Annotated in this window: 21 protein-coding genes, 2 tRNA genes and 1 pseudogene; 11 read left to right on the forward strand and 13 right to left on the reverse strand. The window is 55.5% G+C overall.

Translation table 11 applies throughout. The annotated features are described in order from the left end of the window. Positions 1-62: 62 nt before the first annotated feature. The 4 genes and pseudogenes from MELB17_RS26370 to MELB17_RS18015 all read left to right on the forward strand — a co-directional run. Positions 63-468 (forward strand): annotated as a pseudogene (locus MELB17_RS26370) (polysaccharide biosynthesis protein); the annotation flags it as partial. Positions 469-547: 79 nt separating this feature from the next. Then, entirely contained in the window at positions 548-862 is a 315-nt protein-coding gene (locus MELB17_RS18005; RefSeq protein ID WP_007351759.1) for a DUF1778 domain-containing protein, read from the forward strand. Positions 863-894: 32 nt separating this feature from the next. Continuing rightward, entirely contained in the window at positions 895-1,407 is a 513-nt protein-coding gene (locus tag MELB17_RS18010) for a hypothetical protein (RefSeq protein ID WP_227498960.1), read from the forward strand. 84 nt (positions 1,408-1,491) lie between these two features. Next, positions 1,492-3,084, forward strand: coding sequence for an MBL fold metallo-hydrolase RNA specificity domain-containing protein (locus MELB17_RS18015; RefSeq protein WP_007351761.1), 1,593 nt, complete (start codon positions 1,492-1,494; stop codon positions 3,082-3,084). A 74-nt stretch (positions 3,085-3,158) separates the two neighbouring features. On the opposite strand, the gene nadS is transcribed toward MELB17_RS18015, so the two are convergent. From nadS to MELB17_RS18035, 4 genes are all read right to left on the reverse strand, one after another. Further along, the gene (gene nadS / locus MELB17_RS18020) at positions 3,159-3,443 is read right to left on the reverse strand and encodes a NadS family protein (RefSeq protein ID WP_007351762.1); all 285 of its coding nucleotides are present in this window, start codon (positions 3,441-3,443) and stop codon (positions 3,159-3,161) included. Continuing rightward, the gene (locus tag MELB17_RS18025; protein WP_007351763.1) at positions 3,440-3,895 is read right to left on the reverse strand and encodes a type II toxin-antitoxin system RelE/ParE family toxin; all 456 of its coding nucleotides are present in this window, start codon (positions 3,893-3,895) and stop codon (positions 3,440-3,442) included. Before MELB17_RS18025 ends, nadS begins: the two co-directional genes overlap by 4 nt. A 32-nt stretch (positions 3,896-3,927) precedes the next feature. After that, the gene (locus MELB17_RS18030) at positions 3,928-5,121 is read right to left on the reverse strand and encodes a trans-sulfuration enzyme family protein (protein ID WP_007351764.1); all 1,194 of its coding nucleotides are present in this window, start codon (positions 5,119-5,121) and stop codon (positions 3,928-3,930) included. A 170-nt stretch (positions 5,122-5,291) separates the two neighbouring features. Further along, on the reverse strand, positions 5,292-6,368 hold the full coding sequence (locus tag MELB17_RS18035) for a zinc ABC transporter substrate-binding protein (protein WP_198136518.1): 1,077 nt from the start codon (positions 6,366-6,368) through the stop codon (positions 5,292-5,294). Between the two features lie 266 nt (positions 6,369-6,634). Here MELB17_RS18035 and gltX point away from each other — a divergent pair, with 266 nt between their 5' ends. The 3 genes from gltX (at position 6,635) to MELB17_RS18050 (ending at position 8,428) form a co-directional block, all read left to right on the forward strand. Next, positions 6,635-8,122, forward strand: coding sequence for a glutamate--tRNA ligase (gene gltX, locus MELB17_RS18040; protein ID WP_007351766.1), 1,488 nt, complete (start codon positions 6,635-6,637; stop codon positions 8,120-8,122). A gap of 143 nt (positions 8,123-8,265) precedes the next feature. After that, positions 8,266-8,341: transfer RNA gene (locus tag MELB17_RS18045), tRNA-Ala, on the forward strand. An 11-nt stretch (positions 8,342-8,352) separates the two neighbouring features. Further along, a tRNA-Glu gene (locus MELB17_RS18050) sits at positions 8,353-8,428 on the forward strand. Positions 8,429-8,606: 178 nt separating this feature from the next. Here MELB17_RS18050 and MELB17_RS18055 read toward each other — a convergent pair. From MELB17_RS18055 to MELB17_RS25805, 3 genes are read right to left on the reverse strand one after another with little or no spacing between them, the layout of a single operon-like run. Then, complete coding sequence (locus tag MELB17_RS18055; RefSeq protein WP_007351767.1) at positions 8,607-9,458, reverse strand: 6-carboxytetrahydropterin synthase; 852 nt, start codon at positions 9,456-9,458, stop codon at positions 8,607-8,609. Further along, positions 9,455-9,880, reverse strand: coding sequence for a hypothetical protein (locus MELB17_RS25800; protein ID WP_007351768.1), 426 nt, complete (start codon positions 9,878-9,880; stop codon positions 9,455-9,457). The genes MELB17_RS18055 and MELB17_RS25800 overlap by 4 nt, the downstream gene beginning before the upstream one ends. Before the next feature lie 48 nt (positions 9,881-9,928). Then, the gene (locus MELB17_RS25805; RefSeq protein ID WP_007351769.1) at positions 9,929-10,114 is read right to left on the reverse strand and encodes a hypothetical protein; all 186 of its coding nucleotides are present in this window, start codon (positions 10,112-10,114) and stop codon (positions 9,929-9,931) included. A gap of 199 nt (positions 10,115-10,313) precedes the next feature. On the opposite strand from MELB17_RS25805, the gene MELB17_RS18065 reads away from it, so the two are divergent. After that, positions 10,314-13,238, forward strand: a complete 2,925-nt coding sequence (locus tag MELB17_RS18065; RefSeq protein ID WP_007351770.1) for an insulinase family protein — start codon at positions 10,314-10,316, stop codon at positions 13,236-13,238. A gap of 29 nt (positions 13,239-13,267) precedes the next feature. Here MELB17_RS18065 and MELB17_RS18070 read toward each other — a convergent pair whose 3' ends face one another. Further along, the gene (locus MELB17_RS18070) at positions 13,268-14,083 is read right to left on the reverse strand and encodes a pyruvate, water dikinase regulatory protein (RefSeq protein ID WP_007351771.1); all 816 of its coding nucleotides are present in this window, start codon (positions 14,081-14,083) and stop codon (positions 13,268-13,270) included. A 56-nt stretch (positions 14,084-14,139) separates the two neighbouring features. Next, on the reverse strand, positions 14,140-15,483 hold the full coding sequence (iscB, locus tag MELB17_RS18075) for an RNA-guided endonuclease IscB (protein ID WP_083796431.1): 1,344 nt from the start codon (positions 15,481-15,483) through the stop codon (positions 14,140-14,142). A 396-nt stretch (positions 15,484-15,879) separates the two neighbouring features. Here iscB and ppsA point away from each other — a divergent pair, with 396 nt between their 5' ends. Both ppsA and rraA read left to right on the forward strand, forming a co-directional pair. Then, positions 15,880-18,252, forward strand: coding sequence for a phosphoenolpyruvate synthase (gene ppsA, locus MELB17_RS18080; RefSeq protein WP_007351773.1), 2,373 nt, complete (start codon positions 15,880-15,882; stop codon positions 18,250-18,252). Between the two features lie 164 nt (positions 18,253-18,416). Then, positions 18,417-18,893, forward strand: a complete 477-nt coding sequence (rraA, locus tag MELB17_RS18085) for a ribonuclease E activity regulator RraA (protein WP_227498963.1) — start codon at positions 18,417-18,419, stop codon at positions 18,891-18,893. A 78-nt stretch (positions 18,894-18,971) separates the two neighbouring features. Here the strand turns inward: rraA and MELB17_RS18090 are convergent, their stop codons facing one another. The 3 genes from MELB17_RS18090 to MELB17_RS18100 form a co-directional block, all read right to left on the reverse strand. Further along, positions 18,972-19,262: a PilZ domain-containing protein gene (locus MELB17_RS18090; RefSeq protein WP_036185443.1), complete on the reverse strand. Its 291-nt coding sequence runs from the start codon at positions 19,260-19,262 to the stop codon at positions 18,972-18,974. A 5-nt stretch (positions 19,263-19,267) separates the two neighbouring features. Continuing rightward, on the reverse strand, positions 19,268-19,939 hold the full coding sequence (locus tag MELB17_RS18095; RefSeq protein WP_007351776.1) for a TIGR04211 family SH3 domain-containing protein: 672 nt from the start codon (positions 19,937-19,939) through the stop codon (positions 19,268-19,270). 138 nt (positions 19,940-20,077) lie between these two features. Further along, a complete protein-coding gene (locus tag MELB17_RS18100; RefSeq protein ID WP_007351777.1) occupies positions 20,078-20,377 on the reverse strand; it encodes a YciI family protein in 300 nt (99 codons plus the stop codon). A 116-nt stretch (positions 20,378-20,493) separates the two neighbouring features. Here MELB17_RS18100 and MELB17_RS18105 point away from each other — a divergent pair, with 116 nt between their 5' ends. Then, on the forward strand, positions 20,494-21,405 hold the full coding sequence (locus MELB17_RS18105; RefSeq protein WP_007351778.1) for a PHP domain-containing protein: 912 nt from the start codon (positions 20,494-20,496) through the stop codon (positions 21,403-21,405). 60 nt (positions 21,406-21,465) lie between these two features. Here MELB17_RS18105 and MELB17_RS18110 read toward each other — a convergent pair whose 3' ends face one another. After that, positions 21,466-22,008, reverse strand: a complete 543-nt coding sequence (locus tag MELB17_RS18110) for a YecA family protein (RefSeq protein ID WP_007351779.1) — start codon at positions 22,006-22,008, stop codon at positions 21,466-21,468.

Consider the following 22,008-nt stretch of genomic DNA (forward strand, 5'->3'; position numbering starts at 1 on the left):
GCAACCGCCAACCGCCAACAAGGACGTTGCTATGAGCAATATTTCCCACTACGGCGCCGGCCGTGAACCGTCGCGAGTTGCTGACGCAGCTTGAAAAGCTGGAATTGCCGGTGCAAACGGTGCCGTCGTTTAGCGAAGTGATTGCCGGCCAGGCGCGCATTAATGACATTCGCGATCTGGAAATCGAAGACCTGCTGGGGCGTGATCCGGTGCGGCCAGACAACGCCCAGGCGGCCTCATCTCTGTTCGGTCGTTCGGTGATGGTGACCGGCGCCGGTGGCGGCGGGTGTTGAACGTTTTGTGCTGATTTCAACCGACAAAGCGGTGCGCCCGACCAATGTGATGGGCGCCAGTAAGCGCATGGCGGAGCTGGTGTTGCAGGGGTTAGCTCAGCGCCAGAGCGGTACGGTGTTCTCGATGGTGCGTTTTGGCAATGTGCTGGGTTCGTCCGGTTCGTTGGTGAGCCTGAAGATTTTCTCGAACTAGAATTGTACGCCCATAAGGCGTACAATTTACCATGTATTTTGAAATCTAAAAGGAGTATCGCATGTTGGCTTCAACGACTTCAAAAGACAGCCCAGAGGCTGGGAAGCGTAACACCGCTCGCTTTAACTTTCGTACAACTGAACATATCAAAAAAATGGTTGAACGTGCAGCAGCGATGACAGGTCAGGATGTGTCGGCGTTCGCAATCGATGCCGTTTATCAGCGTGCCATTGCCACGATACAGGCCCATGAGGTGACACATCTAAAACCCGAGGATCATCATGCCTTTTTTGATGCCTTGAAGAGCCCTCCCACCCCAACGGAAAAACTGCGTGCCGCCTTTATTCAATATGATCAGAGGGTGGTTTTGCGCTGATGCGGAGTGAAATAGTTATTGAGCCGCTCGACGTGAATAAACACGATCGAGCGGCTTTTGGGTCTGGCGTTGAACAAGTTGATAACTTCCTGAAGAAAACAGCAGGGAAGCTTATGAAAGGAGGAACGGCGAGGATATTTGTAGCCACAAGTCCCAATGATAATCCCGAAGAAATTCTCGGCTTCTATTCGATCAACGCACATAGCGTGGATTATGGTGACCTTCATAATCGCTACCGGCGATATGCGTTGCCCGACGGGAAAGTACCCGCAGCGTTCATAGGCATGATGGGGGTTACATCTTCCGCTCAAAGCCAGGGATTAGGCGGTTTGCTCCTTGCCGACGCGCTCAAAGGCGCTTACATCGCTTCATATAGGGTAGGAACGGCGATGGTTCTACTTGATGTTCTCGATTGTGGAAACTCGGCTGATGTAGCTCGAAGACAAACGCTGTATAACAGTTTTGGGTTTCAATGCTTGCCATCGCATCCGCTACGAATGTTCCTGCCAGTAGCAACGATAGCCCAAATGTACAAAGAGCCCTAAGTGGAGTTCCAGTCCAAAGTAGGGACAGACTTTAAGTCTGTCCCTTGCTGGCCGGCTTCTGGAGTCGGCAACAAGGAGGTTGTTATGATCAATATTTCCCACCACGGCGCCGTCTCTGGCGTTACTGGCTCCTGCCACGAATTGAGTATTACTCCCCCTGGTCGGTTGCATCCTTCCGCCGGTATTTTGATTGATTGCGGCCTGTTTCAGGGCGCAGACGCCGCCGGCAGGCTCGCACGGGGACAGATTTCTAAATCTGCCCCCCCTTTAGCTCATCAATCTGTCCCTGCTTCGGCAGGTATTGCCGCCCTCGCTATCGATTTTCCCATTGATCACATTCGCGCACTGGTGGTTACCCACGTGCACATTGACCACGTTGGCCGCATACCGTATTTGCTGGCGGCGGGGTTTAACGGGCCGATTATATGCTCTGAGCCTTCAGCCATTATGTTGCCGGAAATTCTGGAAGACGCGCTGAAGATTGGTTTTACGCGGGATAGGGCGTTGATTGAGCGAGTGCTGGGGCTGATTCGCCAGCGCCTGGTGCCGGTGCCTTATGGGCAGTGGCATTCGGTGTTTGAGGCGGATAACGAAACCGGAGGCTCTCTGGGTATTCGTTTTCAGCCGGCAGGTCACATTCTGGGCTCGGCGTATGTAGAGTGTGATGTTACGGCGGCAGAATGTGATGGAGAGCATGATAGGGCGCACGATGGTGAACACGAAAGCGAGGGTGGGAGTGAACAAGCTGGGCCGGTTACTGAGCGCATTGTGTTCAGTGGTGATTTAGGCGCTGCCCATGCGCCGTTGCTGACGGCCCCGGCGTCGCCAGAACGGGCTGATCGGTTGGTGATTGAGAGCACCTATGGCGATAAGGATCACGAAGACCGTACTACCCGGCGTTTGCGGTTAAAGGAAGTGCTGCAGAGCGCCCTGGCGGATGGTGGCACGGTGATTGTACCGGCGTTCAGTATTGGCCGAACTCAGGATTTGCTGTATGAAATTGAAAGTTTGATTCATGAATTTGGTGGTGAATCGGTGGCGCCGGGTGTGCAATGGCAGGACCTGGAGATTGTGGTGGACTCGCCTTTGGCGGCAGAGTTCACGCGTATCTATCGCCAGTTAAAACCCATGTGGGATGCGGAGGCCCAGGAAGTACTGAGTCAAGGGCGGCACCCGCTGGGCTTCGACCAGCTTACGCTGATTAACAGCCATGCTGACCACCTTGAGGCTGTGGAGTTCCTGGCCAGTTTCAAACGTCCGGCGGTGGTGTTGGCGGGCTCTGGTATGTGCGCGGGTGGCCGGGTGGTGAACTACCTGAAAGCCATGCTTGGCGACGCCCGCAACGATGTGTTGTTCGTGGGCTATCAGGCCGCGGGTACGCCAGGGCGGGATATTCTGAAATATGGCCGTAACGCCGGCGTGCGAACACCGGATCAGGCTGGATGGGTGGAACTTGACGATAAACGTTACCCCATCTGCGCGCGCATTCACCAAGTAGGCGGCTACTCCGCCCACGCCGGGCAAAGTGACTTGTTGAATTTCGTGTTGGGCATTCCCGATGCGCCCAAGGAAATTCGGCTGGTGCACGGTGATGAGGGTGCTAAGGCGGCGTTAAAAGTTGTGTTTGAGCAAGCGCTGAAGGCGAAGCCGGAATCTAGGGTGGTGATTGCTGAGTGACGTGCCGGGAACACCGGAAACCCGAAAAGGGGACAGATTTATAAATCTGTCCCCAGGAAAACGAACTTGAACGATCAGTGGGATGATAGTTCGCTAAAATAAGCCGGGTTGTCCTGAATCGTTGCAAGTACTTTAGCCGCGAGGCCTGTGGGATTGCGGCGTTTAGTTTCCCAGCTTTTTACGGTATCGACACTAGTACCCATGGCCTTTGCAAATTCCGCTTGCGAAACATGCAATGCAGCTCGTATCGCTTTCACATCGGCCACTTCGTGGCGAGTTGTTCGGGAGGCCTGAGCTTTGCCGTGCTTTATACTGATGGCTTCTTCCAAGGATGTCTGGAGTTCGTTAAAGATGCTCATTTGGAAACCTCCCCTTTTAATTGATGAGTCAGCGCTTTCAATGTGATTTTCTCGGCCGGCGTCAAGCTGTCTTTAGTGCTTTTAGGATACGCTAATATTAGGTAAATGATCTCCGCGGAGGCCAGGAAATAAATAACCCTAGCACCGCCGCTTTTCCCTTGATTACCCAGAGCCATGCGTATCTTGCGTAGTCCGCCAGTGCCCTGAATCAGATCGCCTTTGTCTGGTTGAGCAATCAACGTGCGTTGGAGATCCTTAAGTTCATCGTCCGTTGCAATCACTTGTATTTGCCGGGTAAATGTCGGTGTTTCAATAAACTCAATAGCATGACTCACGCGGTGTATGACCTTCGATTGATGCGTCAGAACGTGTACATAGTACATTAAAGTGACGTGGTCTGTCGATGATGGAAATTTCTTGCTGGCGATAGCTCTGAGCGCCCACTGCTTCAATTACATTTCCATCTGTCGTGATGATGTTTGGGTCACTCCGCCAAGCTGTCCAGCGCCTGCTCCAGGTCCGCAATTAAATCCCCCGCATCTTCAAGCCCCACTGACAATCGCAGTAAGCCATCGCTGATTCCCCTTTGTGCCCGGTCTTCGGGTGTCAGGCGGTAGTGGCTGGTGGCGATTGGCTGGCTGACCAGGCTTTCTACGCCGCCCAGGCTGGTGGCTAGCAGGAAGACTTGCAGGTGGTCTTCGACGCATTCTGCGGCTTTGCCGCCGCCTACGACATCAATGCTGAGCATGCCGCCGAAGCCGTGCATTTGTTGTTTGGCGAGTTGGTGGCCGGGAAAATCTGGCAGGCCGGGGTAGAGTACGCGGCTGACTTTCGGGTGTTTTTCCATGGCAATGGCGACGGCCATGGCGTTTTCGTTGTGCTGGCGGACTCGTACGTGCAGGGTTCGCAGGCTGCGCGATAGAAGCGCGGCCATTTCCGGTGCCAGTATCTGGCCCAGGCTTTTGCGCCAGGCGGCCACGGGTTTGGCGAGTTCTGCGCTGGACATGAAGGCGCCGGCGGTTAAGTCGCTGTGGCCGGCCAGGTATTTTGTAGCGCTGTGCATGACCAGGTCGGCGCCCAGTTCCAGCGGGCGCTGGTTGATGGGGCTGGCGAAGGTGTTGTCGACGGCCATTAAGGCGCCCTTGGCGTGAGCACGGCGGGCCAGGTCGGCGATGTCTAATATGGCCATGGTTGGGTTGGCCGGGGTTTCGCAGTACACCAGCATGCCGGGCTTGGTTAGATGCTGTTCCAGCTCATCCAGCTGTTGGTTCAGAAGGAAGATAAAGGGAATGCCCAGGGGCTCGAAATGATTCATCAGCAGTTCCTGGGTGCCGCCGTACAGATCGCCCACGCATACGATGCCGTTGCGGCCATGGGCAAATAGGGTGGCGGAGATGGCCGCCATGCCGGAGGCAAACGCCAATCCGGCCTGTGCTGATTCCAGCTGCGCCAGGCCTTGTTCCAGCTCTTTAATGGTGGGATTGGTGCCCCAACGGGTGTACAGGTTGCCGTCGTGTTCACCTTTTACCACGGCCAGCTGTTCGGCGGTGGTGTCGAAACGGTAGGTGGTGGTGTTGTACACCGGCGAGTAAGGGCTGCCTTGCTGGTCCCGATGGCGCCGGTTGTGGATGATGCGGGTGGCGGGGTGGTGATTGGGTGATGGGCTGTGCTCGGGCATGGTTGAGGCTCCTTTTTGGGGGAGCAGTTTCTCATAAAGCTTATAGCCGGAACAGCGGGGACAGATTTCAAATCTGTCCCCTGGTCCCGAGGTAGAGCTTAAGACGGGGACGGATTTGAAATCCGTCCCCTGATCCGCCCCTGACCCGTCCCCTGGTTCGTTCTCTTGTCCTAGCGGCAGTTCAGCACGGCATCGGCGATGCTTTGTTGGAACTGCTCATAGCCTTCGGGCGTGGCGGGTATGTCTGTGGCCAGTGGGTCCCAGGTGCTGAAGGTGATGTCTAGGCCCTCTGTAATGCTTGTCCACCATTGAGTGTTGAACTGGGGTTCGGTGAGCAGGCAGGCGCTGCCGGTTTGTTTTAGCTGGTTTTGTACTTCGGCGATGTGTTTGGCGCCGGGGCTGAGTGCCGGGTTTAGTGTGAGCACGCCTTGCAGTTGCAGGCCGTAGTGTTCGGCGAAGCGGGTAAAGGCGCTGTGGTAGGAGAACAGGTTCCGGTTTTGCAGCGGTTCGAGTTGCTCGCGGATGCTGGCTTCGCGGGCATTCACGCGTTGTTCAAACGCTTGCAGGTTTTGCTGGATGGCCTGGGCGTTGGTGCTGTCCAGTTTTGACAGTGTTTGTGCAATGGCGCGGGCCATTTCAAGGGCGTGTTGTGGGTCTACCCAAATGTGTGGGTCGTCACCCGTGCCGTGGTCGTGATTGTGTTCATCATCAGCCTGGGCATGCTCGTCGCTGTGGTCGCTGTGGTCGCTGTGGTCGCTGTGTTCTTCTTTGCCAGTGTGATCATTGTGTTCGTCTTCGTCACTGTGACCACTGTGTTTTTCTTCGTCAGCCTGGTGTTCGAGATGGTCATTATGCTCACGGCTTTGATCATCGTCGGCGTAGGGAGTTTCTTCAGTGTGGTTGTCCGTCTGGCCCATCAACTGATGGGTTCTGCCGCTGAATTCGTTATTGGCCAGTAGGCGGGTAAGAAAGCTTTCCACCTCCGGTCCTACCCAGAAGATGGCATCGGCCTGCTCCAGGGCGCGGCGTTGGGACGGGCGCAGGGTGTAGTTGTGCGGGCTGCCGCCCGGGGCGACAAGGCTGGTAACGGTGACGTCATCGGTGGCCACGGCGCGTACCAGCAGTTCCAGCGGTTTGATGGAGGTGACTATGTTTGTGTCGGCGGCTGCGGCTGCGGGTAGGGCAGCGGCGAGTGTTAGCAGGCCGGTCATAAAAGCGGCACGGGGCAGGTGCAGTTGGGTGTTCATGGCTTGGTGTTCCATTCAGGTTTGTCAGGGTAGGCGGCGGGTGAGCCGTTGATCGCTTTAAGAATGTTATAATATTACATAACGAGGTGCGACGCAAATGCCGACTGAAGCGAAAGCGTTGGTGACAATGCGGTTTGCCGGTTTGGTCGTTATAATGGGGAATAACTGACGATTAACGGCCACTTTCTAATCTTTAATGCTCTTATTTTATTCTCTAATGCTCTTATTCCCAGGCTATTCTCGGGAATTTATTTCAGGAATCACCCATGACTTTAGTACGTACCCGAATTGCCCCGTCGCCCACTGGCGATCCGCACGTTGGCACCGCTTACGTGGCCCTGTTCAACCTGTGTTTCGCGCGCCAGCACGGTGGCCAGTTTATTTTGCGCATTGAAGACACCGATCAGGCCCGCAGTACACCGGAATCCGAACAGGAAATTCTGACTGCGCTGCGCTGGCTTGGCTTGAACTGGGATGAAGGCCCCGATGTGGGCGGCCCCCACGGCCCTTATCGCCAGTCGGAGCGCAAGGATTCTTACGCCCAGTACGCGGAAGACCTGGTTACGGCCGGTCACGCGTTCTATTGCTTTCGTACGCCTGAAGAGCTGGATGTGATTCGTGAGGAACGCAAGGCCGCGGGCCTGAATCCGGGCATTAAGGGCAACCTGGAGTTGTCACCGGAAGAGGTGCATCGTCGCCGGGAAGCGGGCGATGCCTATGTCATTCGCATGAAAGTGCCCGATGACGGCGTGTGCGAAGTTGTCGATATGTTGCGCGGTACCATCGAGATCGACTGGGCCCAGGTGGACTGTCAGATTCTATTGAAGTCTGACGGCATGCCCACGTACCACTTGGCGAACGTGGTGGACGACCACCTGATGGAAATCACTCACGTGCTGCGCGGTGAGGAATGGATTAACTCGGCGCCCAAGCACAAGCTGCTTTATGAGTATTTCGGCTGGGACATGCCGGTGCTGTGCCACTTGCCGCTGCTGCGTAACCCGGACAAGAGCAAGCTGTCCAAGCGCAAGAATCCTACCAGCATCAATTTCTATGAACGCATGGGCTTTTTGCCGGAAGCGGTGACCAATTATCTGGGCCGCATGGGCTGGTCGATGCCGGATGAGCGCGAGAAGTTCACTCTGGACGAGATGATCAGTGATTTTGATATTCAGCGAGTGTCGCTGGGTGGCCCGGTGTTTGATGTCGAGAAACTGCGCTGGCTGAATGGCCTGTGGCTGCGGGAAGAGCTCAGCGACGAGCAGTTTCTGCAGCGCATGAGTCAGTGGTGGTTTAATCAGAACGATTTGGCGGCGTTGGTGCCGTTTGTGAAGGGCCGTGCCGACGTGTTCTCGGATGTAGCACCCATAGCCCAATTCATGTTCAGCGGCATGTTGCCGTTGACGCCAGAGAGCTTCGCCCACAACAAATTGGAAGAAGGGCAGGTGAAGCGGGTACTGCAGTTTACGTTGTGGCAACTGGAGGCTCAGCGCCACTGGAGTAAAGACAACATATTTGCCGATGTGAAGTTCCTGGCCAAGGCGATGGACCTGAAAATGGGCGATTTCATGTTCGCTGTGTTCGTGGCGATTGCCGGTACGCCGAATTCCTGGTCGGTGATGGACTCTATGGAACAGTTGGGGCCAGACATGACCCGTGCGCGTTTGCGCCATGGGTTGGAAATTTTGGGTGGTTTCTCCAAGAAGGAAACCAAAAAGGTAGAGAAAGAATACGCTGCGTTGATTGCTGAATAATCAATCTGTTCAATCGGTAAGCGCTATTTGTTTAATTATTAAACGCGAGCGGCAGGGATGCCGGCGGTTTTCGACACACCTGAAAAAAGTGACAGAAAAGGGTTGACGGCTCAGGGGTCGATCCTTAATATACGCATCCGTTGGGGGCCATAGCTCAGCTGGGAGAGCGCAACACTGGCAGTGTTGAGGTCGACGGTTCGATCCCGTCTGGCTCCACCAATTTTTTTCTAGTCCCCTTCGTCTAGCGGCCTAGGACTCCGCCCTTTCACGGCGGCAACAGGGGTTCGAACCCCCTAGGGGACGCCAATACGGCTTGCAGGTTTAGTCCACCGGCAAGCCATCAGAAAAACCACCTTCGGGTGGTTTTTTTGTGCCTGTAATACAGGGTCAAGCCTGGGGACAGATTTGAAATCTGTCCCCAGGCTTCTATCTAAAAGGGGACGGATTTGAAATCCGTCCCCTTCTGGCTCCGTCCCCGTCTGGCTTATCGCGACGCCATGCCCCCTTTTCCAACACCCTCGTACGCCTTCACCCGAATCGAATCTTCAGGAAACTCCTGCTTCAGCTGATCGGCGATGTGCCCGGCGATCAGTTCCACCGTGGTGTCTGTGTCCATCATGTACACGCGGCTGGCGGGCAGGGTCAGGGCGAATTCGCCTTGGTTGGCTTCGTATTCGAAGTGGATGTATTCGGCGCCATTGTCGTCCACAAAGCGGCGGCTGATGTCTTCTTCGGTGCCCACGTAGATGTCTTTCCAGAGTTTGGCCCAGAGGGCTTCCAGGGCTGTGTCTCGCTGTTCGTTGCGGTGGATGCAAATGGGCGAGCGATGACCGTGGGCGATGCGTTGGCAGTTGCCCCGGTGTTTCTTCAGGCCGTGCACGTAATGGTAGTAAGGCCCCTCGAGCACTTCTTCGCGCAGGTGTACGTCTACGGAGATCACGTTGTTTGGCAGTACGGCTTTCAGTTCGTGTTCCAGCAGGGTCGCAACAGCCGCTTTGGTGACGGTCTCGCCGGCCAGCCAAAGCACGGCTTCATCCGGGCCGGTGTGGGCGATCTGTTCGCCGTTGGTGAGCGGCCATACAAAGTGCTGGGGTGTTTGGTCATTCCGCAGCAATCCCGGGTGGCCTTTGGGTACCACCAAGCGGTGGTCTACCTGCGCGTCGATCACCTGCTTGATCACCCGTTTGACGTGTGAAAAATCGAACACCATGCCCTGTTCGTCCAGTTCGCCGCCCAGAACAATGTCGGCAATCCAGCTTTCACCCACTAAGCCGCGGGTTGCGTCCAGGTAGGCGAAGTCGATGACGGTGAGGTTGTCTATAAACAGGTGATTCATGGAACTTCCGCAGTGTTGGAGGGTGTTTTAGATAATAGGCTATTAGATCCAGTGCTACTGGAAAGTGTGCTTGGTGATGTGGTGGGCGACGTGCTGAGTGACGCGTCGGTTGTGCTGTACTGATGCTCCCAGGCGCGCATGTATACGTCGGCTTCGTATTCATAGGGCGAGCGGAACGGCGACAGTACAAAATCAAAGATCAAAAAGAAGCCGCCGATAGACGCCCAGGCGATCACCAAGGTGCTGAGGGTGTTGGCCTGAAGTTCCGGATTGCTGTCGGTGAAGTCCTGCAACAGCGCAATCATATCATTGGACAGCACAACCGGATTAAATTGGGCCAGCACCAGCGGAATCCAGAAGGCGAAAAACACCGGGAAAAATCCGAATGACCACAATACCCGCCGCAACAGATAAACCGCCATGGCTCGCCAGTAGTGATGGCGCACCGCCCGGTGTTTTGCGGATGCTTTTCAGTAGCGCCTGCGCTCATCCCAGTAAGCGGCGACTTCACGGGCCGGAATTGGGTCGCCAGGCGCCTGACTGGTGTTCAATGCCGGGGACGGTTTTGGTGCTTTTGAGTCTGCGGAGTTGCCGGAGGTATTTTCTATTGTGCCCATAGTGATAGCAATAACCTTGTTGCACCGGGTGTGCTGCATGATAACGGATAAGCCGTGTTACGCTGTACCTTTGCGCTTCTTACATCGTATCTGTTTATAGCGTATCACCTTGCAACAGTGCCAGTGTGTAACGATTTTACCGCGCAACCCATAATTGGTTCACTCTCGGTTTAACTCTCGGTTTAACTCTCGATTCATCTCTCGATTCGTTTCTCGAGTCAACAACAGGACAGTTTGAATGGCTGCAACATCTGACAACGCAATGCACCCGGCGTTTGAAAAAATCCGTTCCCACCACATCGGCACCCTGAATCTGGATGTTGAAGAATACCGCCATATAAAGACGGGCGCGCGCCACTTGCACATGGCCGCAGACAACGATGAAAACGTGTTCTTCGTGGCTTTGCGGACGTTTCCGATGGACTCATCCGGCGTGGCTCACATTCTGGAGCATACCGCACTGTGCGGCAGCGAGCGTTATCCGGTACGCGATCCGTTCTTTATGATGATTCGCCGATCGCTGAATACCTTTATGAACGCCTTCACCAGCAGCGACTGGACCGCGTACCCGTTTGCCAGCATGAACCGCAAGGATTTTGACAACTTGCTGGACGTGTATCTGGATTCGGTGTTTTTCTCCAAGCTGGATAAACTGGATTTTGCCCAGGAAGGCCACCGCCTGGAGTTCGACAAGCCGGAAGATCCGACCAGCGATTTGGTCTATCGCGGTGTGGTTTACAACGAGATGAAGGGCGCTATGAGTTCGGCCACGTCTCAGCTATGGCAGAATCTGTCCAGCCATCTGTTTCCCACCACGACCTACCATTACAACAGCGGTGGCGAGCCGGATCACATTACCGATTTGTCCTATGACGACCTGTTGGCGTTCTATAAGCACCATTACCACCCCAGCAACGCGATTTTTGCGACCTACGGCAATATTCCGGCCGTTGAGCATCAGGAGCGCTTCGAAGAGCTGGTGCTTAAGCGTTTTGACAAGCTGGATGTAAAGCTTCCGGTTTACGATGAAAAACGCATGTTCGCGCCGCTGCGGGTAGAGCAGGCTTACGCCGTTAACGAAGGCGAACCAACGGAAGCCAAAACTCATATTGTGATGGGCTGGCTGTTAGGCCACAGTTTTGACTTGGAAGAAAACCTGGAAGGCCAGTTGTTGTCTTCGGTGCTGCTGGATAACAGCGCCTCACCGCTGATGCGCGCTTTGGAAACCACCGAGCTGGGCCAGGCGCCTTCGCCTTTGTGCGGGCTGGAAGATTCCAACCGTGAAATGACGTTCGTGTGCGGTATAGAAGGCAGCGAGCCTGCGCAGCAACAAGCGCTTGAGCAGCTGATTGAAGACACCTTGAAGAAGGTTGTTGACGACGGCGTTAGCAGTGAACGATTGGAAGCGATTTTGCATCAGTTGGAACTGCACCAGCGCGAAATTTCCGGTGACGGTTTCCCCTACGGTTTGCAGCTGATCATGTCCGCTATTTCGCCAATGGTGCACGGTGGTGACCCGGTGGATCTGCTGGATCTGGAGCCGGTTCTGGCTCGTCTGCGGGAGAAAATTCAGGACCCACAGTTTGTGCCGAACCTGATTCGTCGCAAGCTGCTGGACAACCCGCACCGGGTAACCTTGACCCTGCGCCCGGACGACAAGCTGGAAGGCCTGCGTACCGAGTCTATCCGTGCGGCCCTGGCGCAGCGCAAGGCCAAGCTGAGCGACGAAGAAACAGCACAGATCGTTGAGCGCGCCCAGGCTTTGGAGGAACGACAAACCCGCAAAGACGACGATTCAATTCTGCCGAAGGTGGATTTGACCGATGTGCCCCTGCAGATGCCAGAGCCAGAAGGTCGTTTTGATGGCGACCTGTCGGCCACGGTCTATGCCCGCGGTACCAACGGATTGGTTTATCAACAGGTGGTATTGCCACTGCCGTCGTTGAATGAAGAAGAGCTGGCGCTGATGCCTTATTACACCGCGCTGATTTCAGAAGTGGGCTGTGGTGAGCTGGATTACCTGCAGATGCAGGACCGCATCTCCGCAGAGACTGGCGGCATTTCGGCCAGCTTTGTCAGCAAGGGCAAGATTGACAACGTGCAGGATATGTCCGGTTACCTGGTGTTCAGCGGTAAGGCCCTGGCGCGCAACAGTGACGCTCTGGCGCGTTTGCTGAAAGACGTTTACAGCAACGCCCGTTTTGATGAAACCGGCCGCATTGCGGAAATTATTGCCCAGATTCGCGCCCGTCGTGAGCAAGCCGTTACTGGCAGTGGCCATGCGTTGGCCATGAGCGCCGCGGCCCAGGGCATGAGCCCGGGTGCCTGGTTGAGTTTCCGCCTGGGCGGGCTGGAAGCCATTCGCCGCACCAAATCATTGGATAAATCCCTGAAAGAGCCGTCCGAGCTGAAGGCGTTCTGCCAAAAGCTGGCGGATTTGCATCAGAAGGTTGGCAAGCAAAGCCGCCAGTTCCTGTTGATTGGTGAAGACGAGCAACTGCAGCCGATGCTGGACGATGTGAAAGGCCTGTGGCAAAACGCGGAGTCTGCGCCAGACAACGCGTGGCGCATGGAGCCGGTGAATTACACCACCCATGAAGCCTGGCTGACTTCAACCCAGGTGAACTTCTGCGCCAAGGCCTATCCGACGGTGGCGGTTGATCACCCGGATGCGGCCGCGTTGACGGTGCTGGGCGGATTCTTGCGTAACGGTTATTTGCATCGTGCTATCCGCGAGAAAGGCGGTGCTTATGGCGGCGGTGCAGCGCAGGACAGCGTGAACGGCACGTTCAAGTTCTTTTCTTACCGCGACCCGCGCCTGGCCGATACCCTGGCGGATTTTGACAAGGCTCTGGAGTGGTTGGTGGAAACCGATCACAGCTATCAAGATTTGGAAGAGTCTATTCTGGGCGTGATCGGCCAGCTGGACAAACCCCACTCGCCGGCCGGCGCAGCGCGCCATGCGTTTCACAGTGCCTTGTTTGGCCGCAGCGCCGAGCAGCGTGGGCGTTTCCGCGAGCGGGTTCTTGCAACCACGATTGACGACCTGAAACGGGTGGCTGCAGATTGGCTGGCGCCAGAAAAAGCCAGCACTGCGGTGGTCACCAGCGCCGACAATCGAGCGCTGGTGGAACAGTTGGGCCTGGGTATTCAGGAGCTGTAAAGCGGGCTTTAGCAAAGAAGCAACCGGGTTCAGCGATTTCGTTTGAGCCCGGTTGCTACCATAATGCGGGTCGATATTTCTTCCACCGAGTAAGCCGTGGTGTTTAGATACGGCACGCGCTCGCGGCGGTATATCAGTTCTATTTCCTCAATTTCATGCATGCATTGGCTGATAGACGCGTAGCGGGAATTTGGCTTGCGTTCGTTGCGAATGGTGGCCAGCCGTTCCGGCTCGATGGTCAGGCCGAACACTTTCTGTTTGTGGGGCCGCAGTGCCTTTGGTAGCTGCTGGTCTGTCAGGTCTTCTTCGGTAATCGGGTAATTGGCTGCTTTCACGCCGTATTGCAGGGCCAGATATAAACACGTGGGTGTTTTGCCGCTGCGGGATGCGCCCACCAGAATCAGGTCGGCTTCGTCGTAATGGCGAATGCGCGCGCCGTCGTCGTTATCCAGTGCAAAGTTCACTGCGTTTATACGGCGTTCGTAATTGTCGCCGTTCACAATGGAGTGTGATTTGCCCACGGTGTAGGAAGATGCAGACTGCAGTTCCTGTTCCAGCGGGTTTAAAAACGTTCCGAATATATCCACCATAAAGCCGTTTGCGGTAGACACAATTCTGCGGATATCGCTGTTTACAATGGTGTCGAATACCAGGGGACGGGCATCGTCGTTTTCAGCGGCAAGGTTGATGCGCTCCACAATTTCGTGGGCTTTGTTTTCGTCATCAATATAAGGAACGGTGATGCGTTCAAAGTCGATTTTCTCGAACTGAGCCAGCAGCGCGTGTCCTAGCCCTTCGGCAGTCAGGCCTGTTCCGTCTGACAGAAAGAATGCGGTGCGTTTCATCATTTTGCGCGGGATACCCCCGTCCTTCAGGTCGGGGAGGGATAGCGCGTCGTGCGTTAGCGCGACTCGTTTTTCCTGTCTCCCTCCTCCTTTGGTTGGTTGGGTTGGATGTGATAGCCGTAGCCATCCGCTCGTTGGGTTAAAACACAGTGGCGATGGGATATTCCCTGGATGGCACCACTGTTTGTCTGAATATTGAAACTGCCGGTCTTGCGAACGGCGACCCGGCCCAGCCAGGTGCCCATTTTTAGACCCGAAGGCACAACGGCGCGCACCATATCTCCGGTTTGAAACCCCTGTACTTGCTTCTGTCGCATCAGATATCCACGAGGGAAACCGTGCTTCGTTAAGCGTGTGCGCTTATAGCTGCCGCGCCCAGTGGCTTTGATTGCCAAGGTTGGAACGTCCCAACCCTCTACGATCTCAACTTCTCCGACGCAAGCCGCATCCAGCGCGTGAGTCTTTGGAATGCGCAATCGACAGCGATTGAACTTGGTGCGGCCGCCGGTACCCACTTCAACCGGCAGGCCCGTCTGCTTCAGTGTCTGATACAGAGTCCACCGGGTGGAGTTGACCGCTGAAGCGTCTCTTAAGGGCTTTTTGCACTGTTTGAGGATGCGATCCAGCCTGGCCTGGTGGTTCTTCAGCCGCTTGGACGATGCAAAGAAATCAGCCAGAGGCTGCCTGCCTTTCTCTTGGTTGCACGGCCGGCACGCCAAGGTCAGGTTGCTGATGCGACTCGAGCCACCGTTAACTTTTGGGTCGATATGCTCAATTTGCAGCGGTGTGTCTTTGTCGGTGCAGTAAGCGCATTCGCGCCCCCACTTCTCCAGAAGGTATTCGCGGACCTCGTAGCCGAGCAAGGTGCCCTGCTGATATTCGACACCGCTGACTTCCGGGTTTTCCATCTTTTGCGTATCGAATCGAACCAGCTCCTGGCTGATAGACACAACCGGCACCAGAGATCGAAGCCGATTCACCAAGCTTCGGGTGGTATCGACCCGATGCTGGAGGCTCGGAGCTAGCCAGCCTTTCGGCTTGGTTCGATTCAAGAATCTGGGTGCCCGGTAACGCAGCTGACTGCGACGCCGGCGGCGAAACGCCCGGCGTTGATCCAGAGACTTGCTGATGGGGCGGCCGCGATGGGCTAATTCCATCAAGGCCAGAACGTGTTGCTTCTGGCTATTCTCTCTCACCACTGCAATCCCGGTGGTTTTGCTGCCGGGATCGATCTTGATACGGACCGGCTGTGTGATGCCACCGGTACGGTCTTTGAGCCGGATCGTAAACGGATACGCACGCACCACCACGGCTCGCCTACGGTCGAGCAGAAGCCGCGCACGCCTTTCGGTGCACGGCATCAGGGGTTGTTTGCGTCTATCCAATACGAAGACCGACATCGTTTTCCTTTCAATGAATGCCCTTACGGGCCTTGTAACGGAGGCCGAAGCCTCTCTCCCCTCGGGAATGTCTATCACCGGCTCCCGCTTGCGCGGCGACCGGAACCTTCGGCGCTTTGCCTTTCGCCAGCGCGATCCCAGTCTTCCAGAGCGCCGAACTGAGGAAGCATTCGGCGGTGAGTCTTATCGACCTGTGATAAACATAGCGGGTTGGTGTCCGCTTTCCCTGGTCAACCTGGCTTGCAGGGTGTTCTCTAACAAGCCCCGTCCTTTAGGGCGGGGTAGTTGACGTTGGAGCGGTTCCCTAGGTAATTGCCACAAGTTCCAGTATTATACACTCCAAATCCGACACCCCACATTCGACACTCCGCAAAACCGACTCAAGGGAGATGCATTTTGCACGATTACATCATTTGGTTTGAACACCTGGGAATGTCTGATGTGGACCGGGTAGGCGGAAAGAACGCTTCCCTCGGTGAAATGATCAGTAATCTCGCCAATGCTGGCGTGACTGTGCCGGGCGGGTTCGCGACGACCTCTCATGCCTACCGTGAGTTTCTGGCGACCAATGGCCTGAAAGACAAAATTGATGAAACCCTGGACGCGCTGGACGTTAACGACGTTAACGAACTGGCCCGCGTTGGCGCGAAGATCCGCCAATGGGTGATTGATACGCCTTTCCCCGCCGTGCTGGATAATGCACTGGCTGAAGCTTATGCCCAGCTACAAAACGGCAACCCTAAAATGGCGGTGGCGGTGCGTTCCTCCGCCACCGCGGAAGACCTGCCAGACGCCTCGTTTGCGGGCCAGCAGGAAACCTTCCTGAACGTGGTGGGTCTGGACAAGATTCGCACGTCGGTGAAAGAAGTGTTTGCCTCTTTGTTTAACGACCGCGCGATTTCGTACCGTGTTCACCATGGCTTCGACCACAAACTGGTTGCCCTGTCGGCAGGCATCCAGAAAATGGTGCGCAGTGAGACGGCCTCCAGCGGCGTTATGTTTACTCTGGACACCGAATCCGGTTTCCGCGGTGTGGTGTTTATCACCGGCTCTTATGGGCTGGGCGAAACCGTGGTGCAGGGCGCAGTGAACCCTGACGAATTTTACGTGCACAAGTCCACGCTGACCGCTGGCCGCCCTGCGGTGCTGCGCCGCAACCTGGGCAGCAAAGCCATCAAAATGATTTATCACACAAACCCGACCGAGGGTGAGTTTGTGGAAACCGTGAAGGTGGATGCCGCCGAACGTGGCCGCTTCTGCATTACCGATGCGGAAGTGGAAGAGCTGGCCAAGCAGGCGATGATTATTGAAAATCACTACCAGCGTCCGATGGACATCGAATGGGCCAAAGACGGCGACGATGGCCGTATTTACATTGTTCAAGCGCGCCCTGAAACCGTAAAAAGCCGTGCTTCTGCCAACGTGATGGAGCGCTATCTACTGAAAGAGACCGGCAAGGTGCTGGTGGAAGGCCGCAGCATTGGCCACAAGATTGGCGCCGGCCCGGTGAAAATCATCACCAGCATCAATGAAATGGACAAGGTGCAAGACGGCGATGTGTTGGTTACCGACATGACCGACCCAGATTGGGAGCCGGTGATGAAGCGCGCCTCTGCCATCGTTACCGACCGTGGCGGCCGTACCTGCCACGCGGCCATTATTGCCCGTGAACTGGGTATTCCTGCGGTGGTTGGCTGTGGCGATGCCACCGACTTGCTGAGCAATGGCCAGAAAGTGACGGTTTCCTGCGCTGAAGGCGACACTGGTTTTATTTATGAGGGTGCGCTCGACTTTGAGCTGCGCGAAAACACCATAGAATCCATGCCCAATATTCCGTTCAAAATTATGATGAACGTGGGCAACCCGGACCGCGCCTTCGATTTTCAGGCGCTGCCAAACGAAGGCGTTGGTTTGGCCCGTCTGGAATTTATCATCAACCGGATGATTGGTGTTCACCCCAAAGCGCTGTTGAACTACGACACTCTGCCGCGGGATATTCAGCTGACGGTCGACAAACGTATTTCTGGTTACGCCTCGCCGGTGGATTTTTACGTTGACAAGCTGGTGGAGGGTATTTCGACCCTGGCAGGAGCGTTCGCACCCAAGAAAGTGATTGTGCGCATGTCAGACTTTAAGTCTAACGAGTACGCCAACCTGATTGGCGGCGCGCTTTACGAGCCGGATGAAGAAAACCCGATGTTGGGGTTCCGCGGTGCATCGCGCTACATCTCTGAAACCTTCCGCGACTGTTTCGAGCTGGAATGCCGTGCCATGAAGCGGGTGCGTAACGAAATGGGCTTCACCAACGTAGAGGTGATGATTCCTTTTGTACGCACCGTAGGCGAAGCGGCTCAGGTTATGGATTTGCTGGCGGAGAACGGTCTGAAGCGGGGCGAGAATGGCCTGCGGGTGATCATGATGTGCGAGCTGCCCAGTAACGCTCTGCTGGCGGATCAGTTCCTGGAACACTTTGACGGCTTTTCTATCGGTTCTAACGATCTTACCCAGCTTACTTTGGGCCTGGACCGGGATTCCGGCATTATTGCCCACTTGTTTGACGAGCGTAACGACGCGGTAAAAGTGCTTTTGTCGAGCGCCATTCAGGCCTGCCGGAAAGCCGGTAAGTACATTGGTATTTGTGGGCAGGGCCCGTCTGACCATCCAGACCTTGCCAAGTGGCTGATGGAACAGGGCATCGACAGCGTGTCTTTAAACCCGGATTCGGTGCTGGATACCTGGTTCTTTCTAGCAGATCAGAAACCAGACTGATGAGTAGACGCCGCCTGCATCGCATTCATTGCACCCGCAATCGATGCAGGCGGCGTGTCTGGTTCTATCACGATACATTAGAGCGGACCCACACTGATAAAAGGAGTGAACAAATCGTGTCTGAGAAGGTGTCTGATGTTGGCCGCGTGGCCACCGCAACCGTCATAGCCGTTATAACCCCCGATCTGTGCGACGAATTTCCGGAAGTACAGGTGGTTGAACCGGGGTTTCGCAATTTTGGCGCCATCGACAACTTTGGCGGCGAGATTGTTACCGTGAAGTGTTTTGAAGATAACTCGGTGGTGAAGCAGCAGGTAGGCTTACCGGGCCTTGGCCGGGTAATGGTGGTCGACGGTGGTGGGTCAAAGCGTAGCGCGCTGCTGGGGGATATGCTGGCGGAAAAAGCGGCCAGTAACGGGTGGGCCGGGCTGATTATTTATGGCTGTATCCGTGACGCCGACGTGATTGCCAAAACGGCTCTTGGGGTGCAAGCCTTGGGCACCCACCCGCGCAAAACGGAAAAGCGTGATGTTGGCGATCTGAACATTGCCGTGACCTTTGGTGGCGTTACCTTCCACCCGGGGCATTTTGTGTACGCTGACAACAACGGCATTATTGTGTCGGAAAAAGCGCTGTTCTGATTGGCAGACTACGAATCGGGGACATTCGAACCAGGGACAGACTTCAAGTCTGTCCCTATCTTTTGGTTCCGTGTATTGCTAGTCAGTCACTTCGGCAATGTTCACACCTAACAAAAAACCATCACCTTCGGGCTCGCAGCGCAGCACCTCGCACAGGGTTTCCAATGGCGGAAACTTGTCGCTGGTGGGGTGCAGGGTGGTGCGCAGCTCAGAGCCTACAGCCATTCGCTGAGCAACCAGAATCTGCATTCCCGAAGCGCTCAGGTCACGGCACACGCCGGCAAAGGTATTCCCGTTACTGTCTATAATATCAATATCCGTGTTCACCTGCATTCGATGAAAATCACGCTTTTCTGAATATTCCCTCATAGCAGTCAGGCCCAGTTGTCACTTTTACGGGTGGGTTTTAGCATCGGTATCAGCAGTGCCAACAACACACCGCCTAGCACCAAGCCGGCGCCGAGCAGCATGAAATCTGATTCCTTACCGGCTTCCATGCGTTCGTTTTCAGCGGTCAGTACTTCCAGTTCATTACGGATTTTTTGATTTTCTTGCAGCAACTCGCCATTGCGGCGCTCAAGATTAATCGAGCTGGCGGCAATATCCCTGATACGTTTGAGCTCAGCCATAAGTTCGGACGAGCGGTCAGCCAGGCTGCTTTCAGAATTTTGCAGGTTGTCGCGTTCACCGGTCACGTTTGCCAGTACGTCCTGCATCTGGCGTACTTCTGCCTGTGCGGTTTCCAGGTCCTGACGCGCCTTTTTGAGCTGTGTTGCGGCAATCGGTGTCGAGCTCAGATACTGGCTGGACACCCAGCCCTCGGTGCCTTTGGTGGTGCGTACTTTGCTGTAGCCATTTTGGTCGGATTCCAACAGCTCCATAGCGGTGCCACTGGGAACGGCGTTCTCAATGATCCGGAACTGGCTGCCTGCGCCAGAGCGCACCGGCAGGTAGATTTTGTCGTCTACCCACACAGTTCGGGCCTGGGCCGCGGCAATGGACGAGAACACAAAAACGAGGACAACAAGCAGACGAAAAGGGGTCACTGGGCGGGGTTCCTGAAAGTTTCTGTTTGAACAAAAAATGGATAAGAACGTAATTCTGGCACACTGGCTTTGTCGATCAAGCGTGTATTCATTACCAAACGCTCATGGCGACTTTTATCCGACATTGATTGCAGAGCACTAGGGCAATACCGGTTTGAACGGTTTGACCTTTACCTGCTGGTAAACTCCGGCGCTGACATAAGGGTCTGCGTCTGCCCAGCTTTGCGCATGTTCAAGTGATTCAAACTCGGCTATCACCAAGCTGCCACTGAAGCCGGCATTGCCTGGGTCATTGGTGTCTATGGCCGGGTGCGGGCCAGCGACCAATAAGCGGCCTTCATTGGCCAGTGCCTGCAAACGTTCCAGGTGAGCCGGGCGGGCGCTTTGGCGAAGTGCCAGGCTGTCATTGATGTCTTCACTGATAATAGCGTAGTACATAAGGGAGCGCTCTTCGTTTAGATTCGGCGTTTAGATTCGGCGTTTAGATTCGGTCGTATCGGTGATGGCTGTTATAGTGGGTCGCTTTTCGTTTTTACCCTTCCCCGTAATCAGGAATGCTTGTGACCATTATGCAGCAACAGCCAACTCAGCAGCATGACGCGACTATACCGCAACAATCACCGTTGTGCATCGACCTGCATTGCCACAGCACTGCCTCAGACGGCGCCCTAAGCCCCGCTGATTTGCTGGCCCGGGCGCATGAGAAGGGCGTTAGCCATCTGGCCTTAACCGATCACGATACCCTTAACGGCTTGAGGTCGGCGCGCCTTGCCGCTCAGGATTACAATATTGAGCTGATTTCCGGCGTTGAACTGTCTTGCGCCTGGAGAAGCCATACCATTCATATTGTAGGCCTGGACTTTGCCGAGGATGATCCGCAGTTTCTTGCGCGATTGCAGCAGCAGAATGCCAATCGCCACGCCCGTGCCGGCGCGATTGTAGAGCGTCTGGCCAGGTTGAAGGTTGATAATCTGCTAGAACACGCGACCAAACACGCCGGTGGCGATGTGCCTGGGCGCCCACATTTTGCCCAGGCGTTAGTGGATGCCGGTGTGGTAAAGAATATCGCACAGGCTTTCAAGCGTCACTTGGGCGCAGGCAAGCCGGGAGATGTAAAAGCGTATTGGCCGGAGTTGGAAGAAGTGGTGCGCTGGGTAAACGACGCTGGCGGTATAGCGGTGCTGGCGCACCCGCGTAAGTACGACTTGAGCGCGACCAAACTGCGGGCCTTGGTGGCGGATTTTCGCCGTGCAGCTGGCCGTGGTATGGAGCTGTGCAGTCCGGGCCAAACGGCGTCTGATGTGAACTTTCTGGCGCAGCTTTGCCAAAGCGAGGGATTGTGGGCATCTCAGGGCAGTGACTTTCATACGCCTAAGGCGCCTTGGGCAGAGCTGGGACGCATACAAAAAATGCCAGAAGGGCTTTCACCCGTCTGGCATCATTTCAAACAACCCATCGCGTTTTAATTCTGCCGCCCACGCTTTTATAAGCGTGGGCGCGATAACGCAATAGCTTAACGCGCCGAATCAGTCCGGCGCGTGGAACAGCAAGTACAGGTCGGTGAGCGAATCGGGGATCGCTTCTGCCATCTGTGTCGACAGGGTTTCGCTGTCGCGCACGTTCTGGAAATCTTCATCTTCGAATAAGCCCGACAGCGCCAGCATGGGCAGAATCAAATCGCCCACTTCTTCTTCGCTGGCGGCTTCCATCCAGGCGTCTTCCCGTTCCATAAAGGTCTCGATGAAACCGGCGCACCAGTTTTCCAGTGCGTTCATGGGGTCATCGTCTTCGGGCTCGGGCAGTTCCAGGGCCAGGCCCATATCCAGCGCGTTGGCCATGGCGCCGCTCAGTTTCTGCACACAGCGACTGAACACGTCTGGCACCTTGCCGCCAGGAAGGGCGTCAACGCCTGTGGCCAGCAGAAACAACTCGTCTACCGAGAAGTCTACTGGTCCTACAACGCTGGCACACACCAAACCGTGGAAGCCGAAGAAGTCTACTGCGTCTTCACCCCAGGGCTCTGCAAACAGAATTTCTTCCAGGGCTTCAATGTCAGCGTCGTTCAGCAT

This window comes from Marinobacter sp. ELB17, assembly GCF_000169375.1.
In the GTDB taxonomy this organism is placed as follows: Bacteria; Pseudomonadota; Gammaproteobacteria; order Pseudomonadales; family Oleiphilaceae; genus Marinobacter.

Coding starts and splice junctions, on each gene's coding strand:
- MELB17_RS18090 (WP_036185443.1), bottom strand. CDS start 19,262: ATGAGGGAATATTCAGAAAAGCGTGATTTTCATCGAATGCAGGTGAAC.
- iscB (WP_083796431.1), bottom strand. CDS start 15,483: ATGTCGGTCTTCGTATTGGATAGACGCAAACAACCCCTGATGCCGTGC.
- MELB17_RS18035 (WP_198136518.1), bottom strand. CDS start 6,368: ATGAACACCCAACTGCACCTGCCCCGTGCCGCTTTTATGACCGGCCTG.
- MELB17_RS18055 (WP_007351767.1), bottom strand. CDS start 9,458: ATGAATCACCTGTTTATAGACAACCTCACCGTCATCGACTTCGCCTAC.
- MELB17_RS18070 (WP_007351771.1), bottom strand. CDS start 14,083: ATGAAACGCACCGCATTCTTTCTGTCAGACGGAACAGGCCTGACTGCC.
- MELB17_RS18105 (WP_007351778.1), top strand. CDS start 20,494: ATGCTTGTGACCATTATGCAGCAACAGCCAACTCAGCAGCATGACGCG.
- MELB17_RS18015 (WP_007351761.1), top strand. CDS start 1,492: ATGATCAATATTTCCCACCACGGCGCCGTCTCTGGCGTTACTGGCTCC.
- gltX (WP_007351766.1), top strand. CDS start 6,635: ATGACTTTAGTACGTACCCGAATTGCCCCGTCGCCCACTGGCGATCCG.
- nadS (WP_007351762.1), bottom strand. CDS start 3,443: ATGAGCATCTTTAACGAACTCCAGACATCCTTGGAAGAAGCCATCAGT.
- MELB17_RS18030 (WP_007351764.1), bottom strand. CDS start 5,121: ATGCCCGAGCACAGCCCATCACCCAATCACCACCCCGCCACCCGCATC.
- MELB17_RS18100 (WP_007351777.1), bottom strand. CDS start 20,377: ATGTACTACGCTATTATCAGTGAAGACATCAATGACAGCCTGGCACTT.
- MELB17_RS25805 (WP_007351769.1), bottom strand. CDS start 10,114: ATGCAGCACACCCGGTGCAACAAGGTTATTGCTATCACTATGGGCACA.
- MELB17_RS25800 (WP_007351768.1), bottom strand. CDS start 9,880: ATGGCGGTTTATCTGTTGCGGCGGGTATTGTGGTCATTCGGATTTTTC.
- MELB17_RS18110 (WP_007351779.1), bottom strand. CDS start 22,008: ATGCTGAACGACGCTGACATTGAAGCCCTGGAAGAAATTCTGTTTGCA.
- MELB17_RS18065 (WP_007351770.1), top strand. CDS start 10,314: ATGGCTGCAACATCTGACAACGCAATGCACCCGGCGTTTGAAAAAATC.
- MELB17_RS18005 (WP_007351759.1), top strand. CDS start 548: ATGTTGGCTTCAACGACTTCAAAAGACAGCCCAGAGGCTGGGAAGCGT.